The sequence below is a fragment of the Paenibacillus sp. MDMC362 genome, from assembly GCF_003269305.1.
Taxonomy (GTDB): domain Bacteria; phylum Bacillota; class Bacilli; order Paenibacillales; family Paenibacillaceae; genus Paenibacillus_AQ.
Map to the genome: position 1 here is coordinate 1 of NZ_QLYT01000044.1, position 18862 is coordinate 18862.

The 18862-nt window shown below is 49.3% G+C and carries 16 protein-coding genes; 3 read left to right on the forward strand and 13 right to left on the reverse strand.

Translation table 11 applies throughout. The features are described from left to right. From DP091_RS21675 to DP091_RS21720, 10 genes are all read right to left on the reverse strand, one after another. Window positions 1-154 (reverse strand): Rieske (2Fe-2S) protein (locus DP091_RS21675; protein WP_146747014.1); only part of this gene is annotated, 154 nt, incomplete at its 3' end. A gap of 481 nt (window positions 155-635) precedes the next feature. After that, window positions 636-1691, reverse strand: coding sequence for an amidohydrolase family protein (locus DP091_RS21680; RefSeq protein ID WP_113060221.1), 1056 nt, complete (start codon window positions 1689-1691; stop codon window positions 636-638). A gap of 28 nt (window positions 1692-1719) precedes the next feature. Continuing rightward, window positions 1720-3270, reverse strand: coding sequence for an ABC transporter substrate-binding protein (locus tag DP091_RS21685; RefSeq protein ID WP_113060222.1), 1551 nt, complete (start codon window positions 3268-3270; stop codon window positions 1720-1722). Window positions 3271-3330: 60 nt separating this feature from the next. After that, window positions 3331-4191 carry a carbohydrate ABC transporter permease gene (locus DP091_RS21690; RefSeq protein WP_113060223.1) on the reverse strand — a complete coding sequence of 287 codons (861 nt, stop codon included), beginning with the start codon at window positions 4189-4191 and terminating at the stop codon, window positions 3331-3333. A gap of 12 nt (window positions 4192-4203) precedes the next feature. Beyond that, window positions 4204-5124, reverse strand: coding sequence for an ABC transporter permease (locus DP091_RS21695; RefSeq protein ID WP_113060224.1), 921 nt, complete (start codon window positions 5122-5124; stop codon window positions 4204-4206). 191 nt (window positions 5125-5315) lie between these two features. After that, window positions 5316-7631: a helix-turn-helix domain-containing protein gene (locus tag DP091_RS21700; protein WP_113060225.1), complete on the reverse strand. Its 2316-nt coding sequence runs from the start codon at window positions 7629-7631 to the stop codon at window positions 5316-5318. A 247-nt stretch (window positions 7632-7878) separates the two neighbouring features. Next, window positions 7879-8640 (reverse strand): CPBP family intramembrane glutamic endopeptidase, encoded by a 762-nt coding sequence (locus DP091_RS21705; RefSeq protein ID WP_113060226.1) that lies wholly within the window; start codon window positions 8638-8640, stop codon window positions 7879-7881. Further along, window positions 8621-9172 carry a PadR family transcriptional regulator gene (locus tag DP091_RS21710; RefSeq protein WP_113060227.1) on the reverse strand — a complete coding sequence of 184 codons (552 nt, stop codon included), beginning with the start codon at window positions 9170-9172 and terminating at the stop codon, window positions 8621-8623. Before DP091_RS21710 ends, DP091_RS21705 begins: the two co-directional genes overlap by 20 nt. A gap of 314 nt (window positions 9173-9486) precedes the next feature. Then, entirely contained in the window at window positions 9487-11751 is a 2265-nt protein-coding gene (locus DP091_RS21715) for an outer membrane protein assembly factor BamB family protein (RefSeq protein ID WP_113060228.1), read from the reverse strand. 193 nt (window positions 11752-11944) lie between these two features. Next, on the reverse strand, window positions 11945-12268 hold the full coding sequence (locus DP091_RS21720; protein WP_113060229.1) for a hypothetical protein: 324 nt from the start codon (window positions 12266-12268) through the stop codon (window positions 11945-11947). 225 nt (window positions 12269-12493) lie between these two features. Between DP091_RS21720 and DP091_RS21725 the strand changes: the two genes are divergently transcribed. The 3 genes from DP091_RS21725 to DP091_RS21735 all read left to right on the forward strand — a co-directional run bounded on the left by DP091_RS21725 (window position 12494) and on the right by DP091_RS21735 (window position 15054). Further along, window positions 12494-14206, forward strand: coding sequence for a DUF4127 family protein (locus tag DP091_RS21725; RefSeq protein WP_113060230.1), 1713 nt, complete (start codon window positions 12494-12496; stop codon window positions 14204-14206). 321 nt (window positions 14207-14527) lie between these two features. Next, window positions 14528-14869 carry a sigma-70 family RNA polymerase sigma factor gene (locus DP091_RS21730; RefSeq protein ID WP_113060231.1) on the forward strand — a complete coding sequence of 114 codons (342 nt, stop codon included), beginning with the start codon at window positions 14528-14530 and terminating at the stop codon, window positions 14867-14869. After that, window positions 14821-15054 carry a hypothetical protein gene (locus DP091_RS21735; protein ID WP_258394654.1) on the forward strand — a complete coding sequence of 78 codons (234 nt, stop codon included), beginning with the start codon at window positions 14821-14823 and terminating at the stop codon, window positions 15052-15054. The genes DP091_RS21730 and DP091_RS21735 overlap by 49 nt, the downstream gene beginning before the upstream one ends. 293 nt (window positions 15055-15347) lie before the next feature. Here DP091_RS21735 and DP091_RS21740 read toward each other — a convergent pair whose 3' ends face one another. From DP091_RS21740 to DP091_RS21750, 3 genes are all read right to left on the reverse strand, one after another. Further along, window positions 15348-16565, reverse strand: a complete 1218-nt coding sequence (locus DP091_RS21740; RefSeq protein ID WP_113060233.1) for a sensor histidine kinase — start codon at window positions 16563-16565, stop codon at window positions 15348-15350. A gap of 21 nt (window positions 16566-16586) precedes the next feature. Beyond that, a complete protein-coding gene (locus tag DP091_RS21745; RefSeq protein ID WP_113060234.1) occupies window positions 16587-17279 on the reverse strand; it encodes a response regulator transcription factor in 693 nt (230 codons plus the stop codon). Between the two features lie 151 nt (window positions 17280-17430). After that, on the reverse strand, window positions 17431-18615 hold the full coding sequence (locus DP091_RS21750) for an acyltransferase (RefSeq protein WP_113060235.1): 1185 nt from the start codon (window positions 18613-18615) through the stop codon (window positions 17431-17433). Window positions 18616-18862 lie beyond the last annotated feature (247 nt).

Below are 18862 nucleotides of genomic sequence, written 5' to 3' on the forward strand. Positions count from 1 at the left end.
CGCAGATTGGCGCCCCCTGATGCGGGCAGTAGTTCAGAACCGCATGATACTCGCCGTTGACCCGATAGATGCCGATTTCGCGTCCCTCTATGTTCACGACCGCGTGCCCGCCCTCCGGAATATCCTCCTCCGCCAGCACGTAATGTACCGCCATACATGCCACCTCCTTGCCCTATGCGCCCAGCTTTGTAGGGTTTGGCTTTGAGTCTTTGCTTTGAGTTTGCTTTGAGTCTTTGCTTTGAGTTTTTGCTTTGAGTTTGCTTTGAGTTTGCTTTTGGTTTGGGTTTGGTTTGGGTTTGGTTTGGGTTTGGTTTGGGTTTGGTTCAACTTTGTTGTTGCCTTTCTTTCGCCTTTGATTTCGACTTTTCTTTGTCATTGCTTTGACTTTGGTTCTACTCTAGTTCAACTTGTTGTTGCCTTTCTTTGCGCCTTTGTTTTCGACCTTCTAACTTTTGTTTCGCCTTTCTATCCCCTTGGATTTCACCTGTGTTTTCGGCTCGCTTTTGGTCTGACTTTGGTTTACCCATAACCCCAGCTTCAATTATTCAAGCAAGCTTTCATACGGATACCATTCATTCATTCATTCATTCATTCATCCATTCATACATCCATCATGCATCCATTCACCCATTCCCTCAATCCAACCTGTACAGCTGCTTCGCGTTCTCGTAAAAAATCTTCCGCCGCGCCTCCGGCTTCAGCCCTCGTAAAATATAGCTCGGCGAGTCGAAGTCCCAGTGCGGGTAGTCGCTGGAATAAAGCAGCATGTTCTCGGCATCGATCATATTGAAGAGATCGATGAGATGCTGCGGATTGTCCGGCTCCTCAATCGGCTGCGTCGATAAGTAGCAGTGATCCCGGATGTACTCGCTCGGCATTCTCGTCAGCCAGGGCACGGTTGCGCGCAGCGCCTTGTAGTTTTTGTCCAGCCGCCACATCAGGCCCGGCAGCCAGGCTACTCCGCCTTCAACCAGAACGATCTTGAGACTCGGATACTTCACGAACACGCCCTCGCATACCATGCTTACCAGATGTGCCATGAACATCTGGGAGAGGCAGGTGTGCCACTCAATGTAGCGGGTCGGGTAGCCGGCAGCGGTGGGAGCCGTCGAGCTCCCGCCGCCTTCCGCTCCCGGGTGAATCGCGACCGGAAGGCCGTTGCGCTCCGCCGCTTCGTAGATCGGGTGATAGTGGCGCTGGCCCAGCGGCGACCTCGCCGCGCTGGAGATCATCACCTCCACGATATCCGGATGACCGCCGATCCGGTCGATCTCGCGTGCCGCCAGCAGCGGGTCCTGGGTGGCTACCGCCATTGCGCCTTTGAACGCTTTATGTTTGCCAAGCCACTCGGCGATCAGATAATCGTTATAAGCCGAGCATATCGCGGCCGCGTAATCCGGATCATGCGTGGAAGAGATATTGTAGACGACGCCCGTCAGCACGGCATAATCCAGATTGTAGCCTTCAATCAGCTGCTTGATCATATAATCGGGATCGGAGCCGGCTTTGCCTCCACCCGGAGGGATCGAGTCTTTTTTCATGACGCCGATCGGCGAGTAGTACCCTGAGCCTGCATAACCGATGCCGGATGTCGCTACCCGGGAGCGCCAGGGCTCCTGCAGATATGGCAGCAGCGCCCTGTCGTCCTGCTCGTTATGAACGTCGACATCGATGATTTTCATATCGTCCATTGCCTGATTCCTCCATTCGACTTGCGGATTACTTGCCGCCGTATGTGCGAGTATAGGCGGTGTTGTACATGGTAAGGAGTTCATCGGAGCCGAGTTTCTTGGCCTGGTCAATAAATTGCTGATAGGTGGTGTCGTTAATCGGGGTTTTACCGGTCACAAACTCCGTTACCTTCTGTTCAAGGAATTTGTTCAGATTGTTCAGCTTCGATTTCTCGAGCTCCAGCTCCTCTTCCGTCTTGACGATCTGTTTTGGTGCCGGGACGATATACTGCTCATACCTTGCATTGATATCCTTGCTCTTCTCGCTTAAACCGCGCTCCCACACCTCACGGGATTTGGCGTTATTCAGCGTGATCAGGTCATACCATACGCCCCAGTCCTTGCGCAGCGCATTAAACGGAGATTCGCCGAACTCCTTGTTATATACCGCTTTGCCGTCCTCCATCGTATAGGTTTTGCCTTCGATGCCTAATGATAAATAATTCGTTCCCTCTTCGCTCACCAAATAATCGAGGAATTGGACGGCTCGCTCCTTATCCTTCACTTTGGCCGATATCGCTCGGCCGACGGTGCCAACGACCGGGCGGGAGAACTGATAGTTCTTGATCCCTTCGGCGGCAAAGGAAGGAATCGCGTCCAGCTCATACTCCGCCGTACCGGCTCCCCGCGCCTTCGCTACAAGCGACTCGAGATCAGCCTTCCAGAAAAAGGTCACCAAGGATTTGCCCGTCAGTATGCGCTCCTCCCACTGTGCTTGCGTCAGCAGCGAGAATTCCGGATCCAGTAATTTTTCCGCATACAGCTTATTCAGATACACCAGCATATCCTGATAATTCTCATGGTACGGCGCGAATGCGTATTGATCCGTGGTCGGATCCAGGTTGTAAAAACCGCTGATGCCGGTGAAGATACGCCCGAAGGTCGTATACAGCCCCGTATCGCCCACGATCGCGTTCGAGATGAGCGGATAGGAATCCGGAACCTTTTCCTTCAATGTTTTCAGATACTGATAAAATTCATCCACCGTGGTCGGTGCCTGTATCCCGTGCTGATCCATAATGTCTTTGCGGGCATACCAGATAAAGTTGAAGCCCTTGCCTTCCGCATCCCCTTCCAGTACGGGTACGGTGTACAGGCCCCCGTCCGTGCCTGTTGCCAGCGCCTTGGCCTCAGGATATTTTTCGTAAAAGGCTTTCAGATTCGGTGCCCGGTCCAAGTAATCATTAAGGTTCAGGAACACCTTCTCCGGCCCATGCTCTCGACCGTCCTGCGTCGGCACCTGGATAAAATCCGTGGCCGTGTTCGTCGCAATCATGATCTGCCTTTTCTCCTCAAGTCCTTCCTGGCTTACGATTTGAAACTTCACACTGACGCCCGTCTTGGCCTCGATCTCTTTGAAAATCTCCCAGTCATCCCGAACCTTGCCCTCCACCCGGTCGTATACCAGCCATGAAAAAGTAACCGGTTTGTCAGGACTTAGCGTCCCCGAATCGTCCTTGCCCCCGCCGTTGCAGCCCGTAACCAGCATTGCGCAGAGCAGGATCATGGCAAGCGCAGTTCTGAACCCCTTTCGCCGCATTCCATAACCTCCTTTTTTTATCATCACATCGTATAGAGATGGATTCCCGTGAATCCATGACTACCCCTTAATGCCGCCAATCATCGTGCCCTGTACAAAATATTTCTGGATAAACGGATATACGCACAGGATCGGCAGCGTCCCGATCATGATCATGGCGTATTTCAACGTTTCCAGATGCGTCAGATCCCCTTCGCCCTGTACGTTCGTACCGGCGATCAGGATGTTGCGCATCATGATTTGCAGCGGATACATCTCCCGGTCATTCAGATAGATCAAAGCACTGAAGAAGGAGTTCCATTGATTCACCGCCGTGAACAGGCCAATCGTGACCATCACCGGCACGGATAACGGCAGCACGATCCGCACCAGAATCTGCAGGGATCCGCACCCGTCGATGGCAGCGGCGTCCTCGAGTTCCTCCGGCAGCGCCTCGAAGAATGTCCGCATAATGAACAGGTACCATGTGCTGATCAGTGACGGAAGGACGATCGCCCAGATCGTGTCCAGCATCCCCAGCTTCTGAACGATCAGGAAGGTTGGAATCATGCCGCCGCTGAAGAGAAGCGTGAACGCCGCCATCAGCAGAATCACTCTTCGGCCGGGCAGCCACCGCTTTGCCAGCGGGTACGCCATTGCCGAGGTCGCAATCAGCGTCAGCACCGTATGCAGGAACGTATACCGGATCGTATTCCAGTAGCTCACCCAGAGATCGGGGTTATAGATGAGCTGCTCGTAGGCGATGAGCGTAATTTTTTTCGGCCACAGCAGCACCGCGCCGCTCGCAACCATGGCATTGTTGCTGATGGAAGCCGAGAATACGTACACCATCGGGTAGGCCATCACCATGATCAGCACAATCATGAACAAAACATTGAATACGTCAAACAGCTTCGAGGCGAAGCTTTCCTGCTTTTTCATCGCGCACCTCCCTTACCACAGGCTGGTCTCCGAATATTTGCGTACAATCCGGTTGGCCGCAACGACCAGAATGAAGCCAATCGCCGACTGGAACAGGCCGACCGCGGTCGCGAAGCTGAAATCGGCGTCGAGGATACCCCGCCGGTACACAAAGGTGTTAATGACATCCGAGGTTTCATAATTCATCGTGTTGTAGATCAAGAGGATTTTCTCGAAGCTGGCCTCCATGAAATTGCCGAGCGACAGCACGAACAGAATAATCATGACCGGCACCATGCCGATGAACGTAATATGCCGGACCTGCTGCCACCGGTTCGCCCCATCCATCTTGGCCGCTTCATACAGCGTCGGATCGATGCCGGCAATCGCAGCCAGATAGAGAATAGTCCCCCATCCCACCTTCTGCCATATTTCGGAGCCCACATACACCGTCCGGAACCACTCCGGCATGCCCAGAAACATGATCGGCTCCATACCGAACAGCTTAACCAGCAGATGGTTCACGACGCCCGTGGTCGGAGACAGGAAGGTCACGAGAATGCCCGCGATTACGACGGTGGACAGGAAATGCGGCATGTAGCTGATATTTTGCACGAACCTTTTGAACCATTTGCTCTTCAGCTCATGGAACAGGATCGCCAGAATGATCGGTGCCGGAAAATGAAACAGGAGATCGTACACATTCAGCATGATTGTGTTGCGAATCAGCTTCCATGCATCGGGGGTGACATAGAAAAATTCAATCAAATGCTTGAGTCCCACAAATTCACTTCCCAAAATGCCCCGGCCGATCGAATAATCCTGGAAGGCGATGATGATGCCGTACATCGGCGCGTACTTGAATATTAAGTAATACAAAATGCCAGGCAGCATCAGCAAGTACAACGCTTTATGCTTTCTCAGAACATAGCCGATCCGTGATAGCTGCGCCAATAATCCTCACCTCCGATTGAAAGCATTTACATTCGTTTGTTGTTGTCCCCACTATACGAGCCGTCCTTCTTTCGCGTAAAGCGTGCATCTTTTCCTGGAGACACTCCTTTTGCGACCCCCGTGGCACAAGGCTTTCCGCTTGGGTCCATGCAAAAAAAGAGACTTCAGAAAATAATGCAGTCTCTTCTTTCCTAATGGTGGGAGCTCCTGTATTTAGCAGGTGTAATGCCCTCGTATCTGCGGAAAGCCCGAATCAGAGAATTTCGCCCCCAATACCCGACCTTCTCAGCAATTTCGTCAATTTTCAAATCGGTTTCAAGCAACAATTGCTTCGCCTTCATCAGCCGGTATTTCGCGATATATTCCACGTACTTCTCGCCAATCTCCTCCTTGAAGGTCCGGCTGAAATGCCCTATGGACATATTCATCATCCCGGCAAAATGCTCAATCGACAGCTCTTGATCGTAATGCTTATGAATGTACTCCAGAATCTCCATAAACTGTTGACTCCGGCTGCTGGAAGCCGGCTTCCGAAACAGAAAACCATGAATCTCCGTAAAGCAGCACGTCAGCTCGTCCCATGTCATGCAGCGATTCATCCGTTCGAACAGCCCCGAGTAATACGGAACGTTGAGTTCATTGCGCTCCGATTCCACCGCCCGAATCCAGGTGTTGAGCACATCGGCAAGCAGATATTTCATCTGCACGGCTGTTGCATCCTTGCCCTTTCCCTCCTCCAGCAGAGCAAGCACAGAATGAAGCAGCTTGTCATACTCACGGGTTTTGTACTGATTTAGGATCCGCTGGACCTCTTGCACGGATAAGAAAGGATCCCACTGCTGCAGCTCCCGGGAAGGCTGTCTGCCGCAAATCTCTACGGTGGAATGCAGCCCCCGGTACTTCAGCATGATCAGGGCATGCTCATAAGACTGGTGCAGCTCTTCCATGGCACGAACGGTCTTTCCGATACCGATGGTCGCTTTATAATAGGTCCCGTATTCCAGGAAAATGTGCCGGATTTGCTCCGCTACTTTTTCAGGATGACCCTGGCCCTCCGTGATGTGGCCATGCTCAACGATGCATGCCATCAAATCCGGCCTTGTCTGGCAGATCCAGACCATGCCGGGTGCCAGCCGAAGAATCTTGTCCTTCAGCTCGGTCAGCATAAAGATCTTGGCGGATTCCGATGTCGAGTCGTAAACCGACCGGTCATAATGGAAAGAGATGCACAGGACGGTTCTTGCCGCCTTGTGGCTGTAAGCAAACTCAATCTCCTTGGCGTAGTACTCAATCGATAAGGCATCGCGGTATTGCCCCAGCAGGATTTTCGTGAAAAACTGCTCCTGCACGATCGGCAGCATCCCGTTCACCATCTGGTACAGCTCTTTATTCTCCGTCATGATGAATTGGGAATAACGTTTGATGGCATCAAACTCGTTTCCTTCGTAACGGCCGACTTCATTCGGAGCGTGATGCAGCTTCAGCCCATCCTTAATCTCCCGGATCGGCCGGTATAATCGCCGGCCTAAATAATACGAGGCGAGTGCGCCGACTAGAAGGAAGAATACGAGGAACAACCAACAGATCCATCGGGTAATATAGACCGGCTTCATCAATGTGCCTAAGTCGATCATGCTGATATAATGCCAGGACTGATCGAAGCCGGAGGTCATGAAGGACAGCCCCCTCTTGTCCGATATCGTGAATTGCGAAGCAATGCCGTCCGTACGTATTAGCTCCTGCAGAGCAAGCTGGTCCTGCGCGGTCAGTCCGTTCTGGGCGATCACTTTGGCCCCATGATCTACAATCGCCGTGCCCGTAACCCAGCTCTCCGGAATGTGAATCTGCTCCTCAAGCTTGTCTCGTTTCACTTCGACCAGGAGATAGACTTCAGGGGCGGCCGTATTAAACGGGTAGCTCATGGCAGCTGTCAAAGAGGCGGAGGAATCCATGAAATCCATCATTTTTTTACCGGATAATTCGGCTTCCAGCTGATAGCGCCGGTTTAAATCCAGGGGATAGCGGGAACGAAAATAATACGCTTTATTCGTGTAGGTTTCGGCATCGATCATCAAATCCTGGTGCACGAAATAATAGTATGCCTTCTCGACCAAATCATCGGATTCCAGCTGCTGCAGCTGCTCCCGCAGGGAATGAAGCAATTCCGGAAGCAGCAGGCTATCCGGCGTTGAGGACAGGGGAGCGAGCAGCACGCTCCGTAATCTCGAGGTGCTGAGGATATTAATCATGCTGGTCTTCAAGGATTGCAGCTCGGTGTCCGTCTGCTCGGAGAAGCGGTTCATCATCACTTGGTTGAAACGCTCGGCATCCTTTTCAATGATGCGAACGACCAGCACCTGGGCGAGAACCGAAGCAACAATCACAGGAATCAGAATGAGGAGAAAATAGTTGGCGAATAGTCTCCAAAACAAGGTGTGCCTTCTGGGAGGCGGTGAATCAGGCTCCCCCGGCTCAGGAGATCGGTTTGGCGTTGTCCTGCGATTCATGAGTGTCCCCCCTTGTTATTTTAAATTTGCAAGTAAACAAGGCTTGCATTTACGTCTACTATATTTAGATGTAAGTTATAATATTCGCTGCAACTTCCATGCATGGAGTTTGCACAGAAATGACGTTTTACCGGACATGTTTGCATCTATAGCAAAAAAAGAGCCAGGAATCTCCTGGCCCTTACGCATCCATTCAAAATCAACCTATTGATACAGTAAATCGTTGCGACACTCCAGTAGCACTCCATTAACCCGCTTGATCTATTCTTGCGGACACCGGAGGTTTTCTTAAAGAGAGAGACAGCCAGACACAGTGGACGGCCAGCACCAGCAAAATGAACAGATCGTATCCGATAAATGCATCACTATTGTCATTACCGACAAACTGGATAAAGTTATGAAGGAAGTGGAATAGAATCAGAGGGATGATATTTTGGTTTTTCACCATCAGCAGAGCCAATACAGCGCCTATAAGCAGAGCATATACAATCTGTAAAACCGTTTGGAATATGTCCTGCCCTGATAAGACATTCAGTACATGCGTGACCGCAAACAGAATGCTGGAGGTGATGACCGCGGTCGGGATGCCTTTGTGCAGCAGTGTTTTCAAAATCAATCCCCGATAGATGCTCTCCTCCACAAATCCAACAAGCAGTGTGAAGAAGATAAAGAACAGGATCTCCGATGCGCTGATTTCACGCATCCCTTTAAGCGAGATTGTAATTAGAATAAGGAGCAAGGGGGAATAATAGAGCCACCCGGCGGCCGGTATACTGTTCAGCTTACGGAAACCGAGCGGGTTCCACTTCTTTTTCCATGTAAAGTAAGCCATCAACACAAGAGCGATTGGGATAAATGAGATCAGCACAGGCGAAGTGTAACTTAACTCTTTAATCGTAGAGTAAGCCCCAGCAGCAAATACGGCTAATAACAGCAGAACCTCGATAATGACTACGGTTATAATCGGGTGTTTATGCGAAAAAGAATCCTTAGTTTTCCGGTTTAACATGGTTCAGATCCTTCCTCTCCATAATATCCTTCAACCATTGCCGTTCCATCTGAAAATGGTTCAGTCCATACGCCAGAACCGATACCCGATAGTAATAATTCTCCGGATGTTCGATCTCAGCCAATTCTCCAGCCACGACGTTCTGCACCGCTTCAAGCATGTGAATTTCCTGATCCAGCTTAAATATGTACTCGGCCAATCGTTTTTGACGAAGTTCTTCATCCAAATAATCAAAAAAGAAAATACGGATCAGCTGCTCATTGCGTCCTGTCTGCATCGGTCCAGACAACCAGTCGAGAAAAGCCTTTTCACCACTGGGCCGCAGAGAATATAGCTTCTTGTTCTTACTGTTATCCGTCTCGGTCAGCATAACCATGTCCTTCTCTGCGAGTCTCTTGAGCGCAGGATAAAGACTTCCGTAACTCGCTTTGTAGAAAGTGCCTACAGTGCTGTCGATTGTTTTCTTAAGATCATAGCCGCTCATTGTTCCTTCCATCAGCATGCCGAGGAGAATGTACTCCAGCAATGTCATCACCACATTTCATATAATATATCCGTTCGATATATCTGTTTGATATATTGATCATCGCATTTTTTCCAAAAGGAGTCAAGATAATTTTCAACAAATGATTCTTGTTCTTGCGTTCATCAAACGCAAACCAAAAACGCCCCCGCATCTGTTTCCAGACGCCAGGGACGCATATCTCTCGACTCATCATTTATTCCACCATGCGCTCAAACACCTTAAACCTTCGATCCTCCTGCAAAGCCACCAATGAATGGTGCCCGCCAAGGTCAAATCCGCATCAGCAAAAGCCTCGGCATCCTCGATGCCTTTTCCTAGAGCTATAACAGCTCATCCAAGCGTTCCTTTAATGCCCGGGCATCATAACGAATAAAAGCTCCGTTGACCGTGCCGACGAGCACTTCCCGTTCCGTTACGTTCAGCGCACCGTTCTTGGCATAAACCTCTCGCAAATCGACGCTGCCGGTGACCACGTTATGCAATCTGCCCAAGCTTCGGCCGTCTTCCTTGTTCAACACCACGAGATCGCTTCCCAAACTTACCAGCAGGTACGAATCCAGGATTCCGTAACTGCTGCCAACCAGATGGGAGAGATCGTCGCCCGCTTTGGATGAGGTCCCCATTTTCCATATGATGCTACCGCTCTCTATATCTATCGCTGCCGGAATGCCGTTCAACGTAAGATAGATTCGTTCTCCCTCGATGGCGCCTCGTGCGGCTTTGCCTCTCACGATCCATATTTCCTTATCTTCCAGGCTGTCATACAATACGCTTTCGTAAGCGGTAGCCCCGTTGAAATACTCCCCGTTCAGCGCACGCTGCACCAATAGATACCGCTCATTCAGCACCTCGAATCTTTCCATCTCACGGGCCGGATACACGGCTTCGCGCGCCCCGGTTTCGGTATTGAGCAGAACCCATTCCTTGCCAAGCAGCATCCATCTTGTTGTCATATCCGCAGGAGATAGCGGATTGTAGCGATACCCTCCGATATAATACGGATCTTGGGATGGATCGTCCATAATCCTCTTACCCACCTTTACATTCCATGCCGCTTTGCCGGTGACCGGATTGTACGCGGTAAGCTGTCCGTTCTGCTCGACGAGCACATACGGATCACCCGATCCTGCATTCAACAAGCGGTGTTCGCCGGACAACGTCTTTTTCCAGCGCAGCTTCCCGGTTTCCTGATCCAGCACGCTCAGCACGCTTTCGGTTTTGGTTTTGTTCATACTCAAAGCTTCATCCAGAATTATCGCATCGGCCGCAGCCGTCATCGTCAGTCCAAATTCATTCTTCGGCTTAACCTCCCATATCACTTCACCATCCGACAACCGGATATGCCGCACGCGGGCTGCATAATCCTTAACCTCCGGGTTATAAGCCGAGTACATGGTAACATGCTCCCGCTCCTTATCCGTGACAGCCGTATACCACCCAAATCCCGCATCCTCCTGCCACAGCTTCTTGCCGGTGCTGCGGTCAATCGCATACAGGGAAGAATTATCGTGCATCCCGCTGTATCCGCCATCATCTCCCTTGAGGAGCAGGACGTCCTCGTTCGCCTCAAGCAGGAAGGTGAAATTCAGATTGCCCTGATTTCGCCAGTCGGGCCCGGCTTCTATCGTCTTCTGAGGCGGCACAGGGGCAAAGCGATAGGTAAACTCGTAATCATCGCCAGGACTGTAACTCCGCTCAAAGGATCCGGTCGCAGGGATTGTCCATTCGCTGGACGTCAGCTTTCCGGACGGAGAGAAGGTCACGGTATAATGGGCATCCCGCTGCTCATATCTCCAGGTCTCTCCTAGTATCATCGGTTTATTGGAAGATTCCTCCTGATTCCGCGATGTCTCCCTCGCCTGCGGTTCGCCGAGCAGCTTTTTCACGTATGAAGAAGGAGTCCCTTTCATAAAAAGAAGCTCCGTCAAGTTGCGTACCACATCCGTCGTTACTTCCGAATTTCCATCAAGCAGCCCGTCAGGCATCGCCTTCTTGGCCGTCGTATCCTTACCCTTTACCCACATTATCGCTGGGCGGTAGATCCGGTAATCTTCCTTCCACTTGGAAGGTGCGACCATGACGCCGTACCAGTCCTTCCACTGGGCTACGGCGATGAGCGACGTTCCCGTCTGGGATACCGGCCATTTCATTACGCTTCCAGGAGCAAGATATATGCTGCCGCTGCTGCGCAGTTGAAGCGAGAGCGGGAAAATTTCTTTCGCTTGGACAGCTTCCTTGGATACATACCATGTCGGGAGCCACAAATCTCCCCGGGAATCGGATTGGATAAAGGCTAATTCCCCCTTTACGGAGGTAATCCGGAGCTTTTCCCCCTTGGCGCCGTAATAGCTCACCTTGAGATTTGTCAGATGGCTATTCTTGCTAAGCGCATTAGGAAACAAAGCAGCCTTTTGCTGAATCGTAACGCGTTGACCAGATGTTAAGCTCACGGCCCCGGCAGCATCAGCGAATACGACATGTGTGCTCTCCTGTGTCCGCTGAGTTGGATGCCCAACAAGTGAAATACATACGGCTGCTGTTATTCCGATGAATAATCGCTTTCGGATCGATACGCGTAAACTCACAGAAACCATCCTCTCCCATACAAGCCTATATAATGTAAACGCTATTATAAGGCAATCTGTTCCAAAATCAAAACAAAAAAACTCCCTTCCAGGAAAGGAGTCTATCCATCTCTTATTGCCAATGTACATTCACGAAAGATTCTTCGTTACAATGTTTTCTGCTGCACATTCATAATTAGCCGTCTTCTCCGCTTTATCGTACCTCCATACGCCAACTCGCTTCGAATAGGGTACGGCTCGGCGTTTGCCTGCCTGTCATTTTTCTGGTGCGGTTCGTCACCCCGTCCGATATGTCCCCCCATAACTGCCCGAGAAAGGATGCTGGAGCCATTGACGTGCTTCTATTGCTTGCTGTGGCCCTCCCCTGAACGGATCGATTCTCAATCCGTGTATCATCGCGGGGCATCTTGAACTCTGCGCATCCCGCTAGTAATATGACACCAACAACCATCACAATGATTGCTGGCCATGCCAGCGTAAGCCTGATGTTCCGTTTCGCATGATGTATGGATCCCATCCCGACTGCCTCCTTATGTACGTTCCTGAAGGAAAGTATAAGGAACACATCTTACCATTCCATGGTCCAAATCCTTAACGAATGCTTAAATAAAGCTGAACAATTACCTTCGCCACGTTATAACAGATCTTAACTTGAAAAAACTGATTGGTGGTTGTAAAAGGAAAGGGAAATTCACCTATATATATGAAGGCCAATTAAACCATATATAAGGAGAGTTGACCAATGAGAAATGTATTGTATGTACCCTTGGATGACCGCCCGGTAAACCTTGATGATGTAATCAAATTAGGACAAGCCTCAGGATTGAACCTAATAACTCCTCTTGCTACAGATATTCGTAACCGGATCGATTCGGTCGCAGATGCTTCAGGCAGCCAACTGATAGGCACCTCGGCACCTACCTTTGGTAAACCGGAAGATATTCGTCAGTTCATATTAAGTCACGCCTCTTCCGTCCAGGGTTTTATTATTTCGATCGATATGCTCATTTATGGAGGCTTAATCGGTAGCAGACGTTTACGAACAAGCGGAGGAGGGACGTATCCCCATTATGATTCAGGGACGGCAGACTTGCTTGACGTAATCCGCGAGATTAAACAGCTTTATCCGAACAAGCCAATCTATGTGTTGGATACCATTATGCGACTCGCTACGACCACATACGTGGAGGGACTCACTTATAACGCGTACACCGAGTCTCGCAGTCTCATGGGGATAGCTCGCAAAAAATATACAGACTTCAACGATATTTTGAACGGCTATAATATATCCGGTGATGGCACCGAGCTGGGCGATACCGTTCACTTCAATAAAACCCATTACTACAACACAAGGCAGCATAAGTTTAAAACCAATCATTATGTATTGGACAGGCTTGTACGTCAGGGTTATATTGACTTCCTGGCCGTTGGGGTGGACGATGCGAATAAAGAAGGCGTGCAAATCAATGAAATTCGATTTGTGGAGACTTATATCGATCGTTATCTAGGCGGTTGTGAGGGACAAAATCCGAATCGCGCCATTATACTGCCTGATGCAGATGGCTTGGGTCATTCTCTGGTAGCACGGATGGCTAATCAATTGCATCGGGAAGGCAGAAAAACGCAAATTTCGGTACAATATTTCGGTCCTCATGGATCCACAATCATCAACAGCTATGAATACATGACTGTTCATCAGAATATTCTTCGCCATATTGACGTCGTTGGCGGCCAATATGTCAATTGCACACCAAACATTGAAATCCTGGCAATCACAGACGAAACACAGGTGTCCAGTGCCGTAAGCCGCATCCAAACCAATGGAACAAACTTCGTAGCAACTGTGGTTATGGATTTCACGGGAAAAGGCTCTGCCAATCCAACGGTAACGGAAGCTCTGCTAGACAGCCAGTACACGGGACGCCTATTGGGTTATAGTGCATGGAACACTGCCGGGAACCTTATGGGCATCTCGCTTGGCATGGGGCAAGCGCGCTACGCTTTTTTGGTATCAGAGACCTCTGCCTCCGAATTGAATATGGCGGTGAACGCTCATGGGTCACTACTCTTCAAACGATTTTTGAAGGATTATTATTATAAGAGACTAGCTGTAGTCGATGTCCGAAGCTATTCCAGAACTCCAAGCAATATTCGTTACGAGAATCTACAAGCCTCGTTCGCTGATCAAAACATGCGTCTCTTCAACACAGAATCAGCTTACCAGCAAGTGTTCACGATTCTTCGAGATCAAATGCAGATCCACCAAACAACGCTGGCCGGAAGGAACGCTTTCCTGATCGGTACCTCCACTCCGACATGCAATGTCAAACAAATAAAGGGCTCTTCGTGGAAATTGTCAGAGTACGGCAGTGCTTCGCTGGTTTATGACAATCCTGACTTCATCTGGTGGCGCGCCTTTGAGATCACGCTCAATCCTAAGGTCACACTCCAATAATATGAGAAAGAAAAAGGATAGCTCGGTCTTTATCCGAGCTGTCCTTTTTCTTTTGTCCTTTTTATGAGTGGATTTCTGCCGACAGCCATTTAATTAATCCTAGAAATCCTTGAACGACAGTGATCGGAAGAACTTTTCACACGGCTGCTCTATCGAGTGAAATCAATAATACAACTTATAGAGTAGATTACCATTTCACAATAGATGTAAAAAATGGTACAATAAAAATAAGAACAAATGTTCCTATTTGTAGCTTGTTAACTTTCTCTTTTTCCCCAAAATAATGAATACGATGATAGACAGGCACAGGAGGGATGCGTTATGAAGCAGCATATAACAGCATACGAACACTATAAGACTGAAATTTATCGGATTGGTTGGAGAATACAATATCAGGCTAAAAAACTTAGAAAACGAGAAACGCTATACCCTGATATTAGTACCGCGCAGACAGGGTTATTTCATGCTAGATCCGATGACCGCATTTGGCTTGGTCAATTACTGGATTCATTACCCCCTCAAGGAAGAACCATTATATATAAACTCTACTTAGAAGACCTCACTGAAGCGGAAGTAGCCAAGCAGCTCCATATCTCTCAACAGGCGGTGAACCGATGGAAAAGAAAAATGATCCAAAAGTTATCTCAGATCGCGAATTCATGACTTTGCTGCAAGCTGCAAAGCAGAATGAAGATCAAGCCATTCTGCAACTCATTGATTTATACAAAGACGATATAATGAAAATCAGTCAATATATCTATATGCCTCAAGAGGATGCCATATCAACGATTGTCCTGGAGTTTATGGAAGTGATTCGAGAGAACAATGATACGTATGAGACAGATTGAACCCTTTCCCGGTTCAGAGCGAATATAAGGGTGGGACGCTTTATTCTATGGACCATCCATTTCAGGTTTACGACGAACACGGTTAATTGTCTGCCTTGTGAATCAAACGACTTCTCTCCCTTTTTTACTTCTTCCAGTATAACAACAAACCCAGTACCGCCCGAGGCACTGGGTTGTGTTTTATAGAAACTGTATTCGTATTGCAGCGCCCTCATTAAGGGGCGCTCATTCAAGATCACATCCTGTTTTCCTGGGAAAATAGGCAAAGTAAATACAGGAATTTGAAGCAGTCGCTATACGACTGTAGGAAAGCGCGTTTCAAAGGTCGTTCGCTGCCGATCGCTCCGCACCCGGATTTCGCCGCCCTGGACTTCCACTATGCTCTTCGTAATGGCCAATCCCAAGCCGGTGCCACCGGTTTGCTTCGAACGGGAAGCCTCTACACGGTAGAAGCGGTCAAAGATGAACGGCAAATCCCGCTCGGGAATCGGATCGCCATAGTTGGTGAAGCTGATGCTCACCTGATTGCCCTCACTGCGGACGGCAATGTCGATTCTTTTGCCCGACTCCCCGTAACGGATCGCATTGGATATCAAATTCTCGTAAGCCCGGACGAGCTGGGCGCCGTCTGCCCGAACCACGAGCCCTTCCTCTGCAGCAAGCTTACATTCCAGCCCGGCTTTCTCCAGAGCAGGAACGAATTCCTCGATCAGCTGTCTCATGAACTGAGCCATATCGATCTCCCGGATATCCAGCGGAAGCCCGTTATTAATCCGGGTGTATTCGAATAAATCATCAATCAGCTTCTTCAGACTTTGCGCTTTCTCATATGCGATATTTACGTAGTAACGCAGCTCCACTTCATCCTGGTACCGGTCTTCCTCGATAACCTCCAGAAATCCCAGTATCGATGTAAGCGGCGTCCGCAAGTCATGGGAAACTCCCGTAATCAGATCATTCTTTGTTTTCTCCGCGTTACGTTCCTCCAATATGGATTGGTGAAGCTGCCTGCTCATCTGGTTGATGCTCTCGGCCACCTCACCCAGTTGGCTGCCTGACTGAACCGGAATGTCGGTGTCGAAATTCCCCTTGGCAATCTCGCGAAGCCCAATCCTGATTTCCTCCAGATAAACGTTCAGCTGATCGGTCATGCGGTTTATGCTGGAAGCGACGATGCCTAATTCGTCTTGGGATCTGAGCTCGATTCTGGAATCGAATCGCCCCGCCGTGATGTCCTGAAGACCGGTCTGAATCTTCTGCAGATCAAGGACAAACCACTTCGTGCTCACATAATAGCTGACCAAAAAGAGAATGATGCCCGCAACCAGCATAACCGGATCCGAGCCAATGTTGTTAATGATCCAGACGAGCGGCGGCTTGATGGCCGGAATAGAGAGTATCAACGTGCTTAATGCGTAGAGTATGATAAGCAGGGCGGCCGTGATGCCGATGCTGGCAAGCAGCATAAGCAGCATCTTCAGGCGGATGCTATAAAGCTTCATTATTTTCAAGTTCGTCACCTCTGCTTAAGTTTACTCTATTTTATAGCCAATCCCCCACACCGTCTTAATATATACCGGCTGCTGCGGATCCTTCTCGATCTTCTCGCGCAGCTTGCGAATATGTACCATGACTGTATTTTTCGATTCCATGAACGGTTCGTTCCACACTTCGGTATAAATCTTGTCCATGCTAAGGACGAGGCCGCGATTGATGGCCAGCATATGCAGCAGAGCAAATTCGCGGGGCGTCAGCTTAATCTCAACGCCTGCCACCGCCACCCGGTGGGAAGCGACATTAATCACCAGCTCATCGATCTGAATTTCGTTCTCATCCCTCACCGAGTTACTGTTCAGCTGTTTGTATCGGCGGAGCTGCGATTTGATCCTTGCGATCAATTCAAGCGGGCTGAACGGCTTGGTCACGTAATCATCCGCGCCGATGCTGAGTCCGGCGATTTTGTCAATCTCCTGACTCTTGGCCGACAGCATGATGATCGGCGTGTTGTTCTCCTCCCGAATTCTCATGCATGCCTCAATGCCATCCATCTGCGGCATCATGACATCAAGGATGATCAAGTCCACTTTATGGGTTCTTAGAATCTCCAGCGCTTCCAGGCCGTGAGATGCGGTGAGCAGCGTGTAGCCCTCATTTCTGACGTAAATCTCCATCAATTTCAAAATTTCGGTTTCATCATCAACCATTAATATCGTAACTCCAGACATGGCTCCTCCTTGATCAACGGCTGCCAGAACAACGCCGTACGGTGTCATTCTTCATGGATGTCAGACTGCGTGGTGCGGTAATGGTTGTCTCTTCGCTTCGCCAGAGCCATGCCCTCGGCTTTGGATACGTCCTGGTTTACCGTGAAGCAGACTACGAACCGGAAAGAGGCACAGACGGCGAATCGACTGGTTTAACCGACCTCTTCGCCTTCGGAATATTACCGAATATCACCCATGAGCCTGGTATAAATCGAACCGTCAATTCCACAACGATCCATGAACAGACTAATGCCGCCGCAAAACCGCCTGCATACCACAGGTGGGTAAGCATGGAATTCCCCGTAGTTAACGGAAACTCCCGGTAGACGAGCAGAAAGAACGGATGAATGAGATATATCCCGAAAGATACGGCACCCAGTCTTTCCAGCGCCGGCGTCCATCCCCGCACCCCTGCCCGATAAAAAAGAATCGCAAGCTGGAGCAGAACGAGCGCCCCCAGGTACGTATGCATATTCCACAGCAGCTCATACAGCGTTGAATTATACCCGGTTCCAAGCAGCCGGTTGTTGTAATAAATGTACACATGCCCGAGACCGGCCGCCGTCCATGCGATCCACAGCACCACCCAGGCGGTAATGCGATGAGGCCGTGCGTTCGCGCGGCTAATAACAAGCCAGGCTTTCAGTTTCGGGTAATAAATGCCGATAAAAGCACCCAGCATGAAATAGGCAATGTAGGACAATGCCCAGCTTCCTTTATTCGGTACCTGCCAATAATACTTATTCATCAGTATAAACGTCCACTGGATCACCAGTCCAATCGGTATCGCCCATTTCGCCAGCTGGGGCATCTTCTTGAACAGCCATAATACAAGCGGAAACAGCACATAAAACTGAATGCTGATAAATACGAAATAGAGATGCGTATACGCTTTGCCCGTCAACAACTTTTGCACAAAACTCTCCATCGTCTCACCGAACGGCCTGCCCTGATAATACAAATAGTGGAGCAGCGCGAAGTAGAACACGGAGAACAGCGTATATGGAATGATAATGTACAGCAGTCTTTTCTTGTAAAATCCGCCGATCAGCTCCTTCGTTGTGGGACGGTCATAATAATTATAGAAGAGTACCAGACTGCTCAAAAATATAAATGTCGGCGTTCCGAATTTCATGAAGATGTTCATGAAATTGTACATAAAAAAGTATTTGGAATCCGTCATCGCAGATACGGCATACGATGTAGAGTGAACGGACAGCACGCCGATGATGGCGAATGCGCGTACCAATTGCAGCTCGGGAAGACGTTCCCTTGATAAAGATTTTAATTGGTTCATGAAAGTACCCTCCCATCTTAAAAATTCGATTATTCTCGTTCCTTGCGAAACAGATTCATCAAGTATAGTAGACAGTTCTTAACGCCATACTTCCAAATTCTTATCATTTGCTTAAGATTATGGTCCTTCCTCCTAATAAAATTCTCCTTGATCATGTAGAATCCTTGGACTTACAATAAGAAAAACATCTATCGACGTACTTTCTTTAGAAGACAGACCGCGTATAGCGGAAGTATTTCTGGCGAGA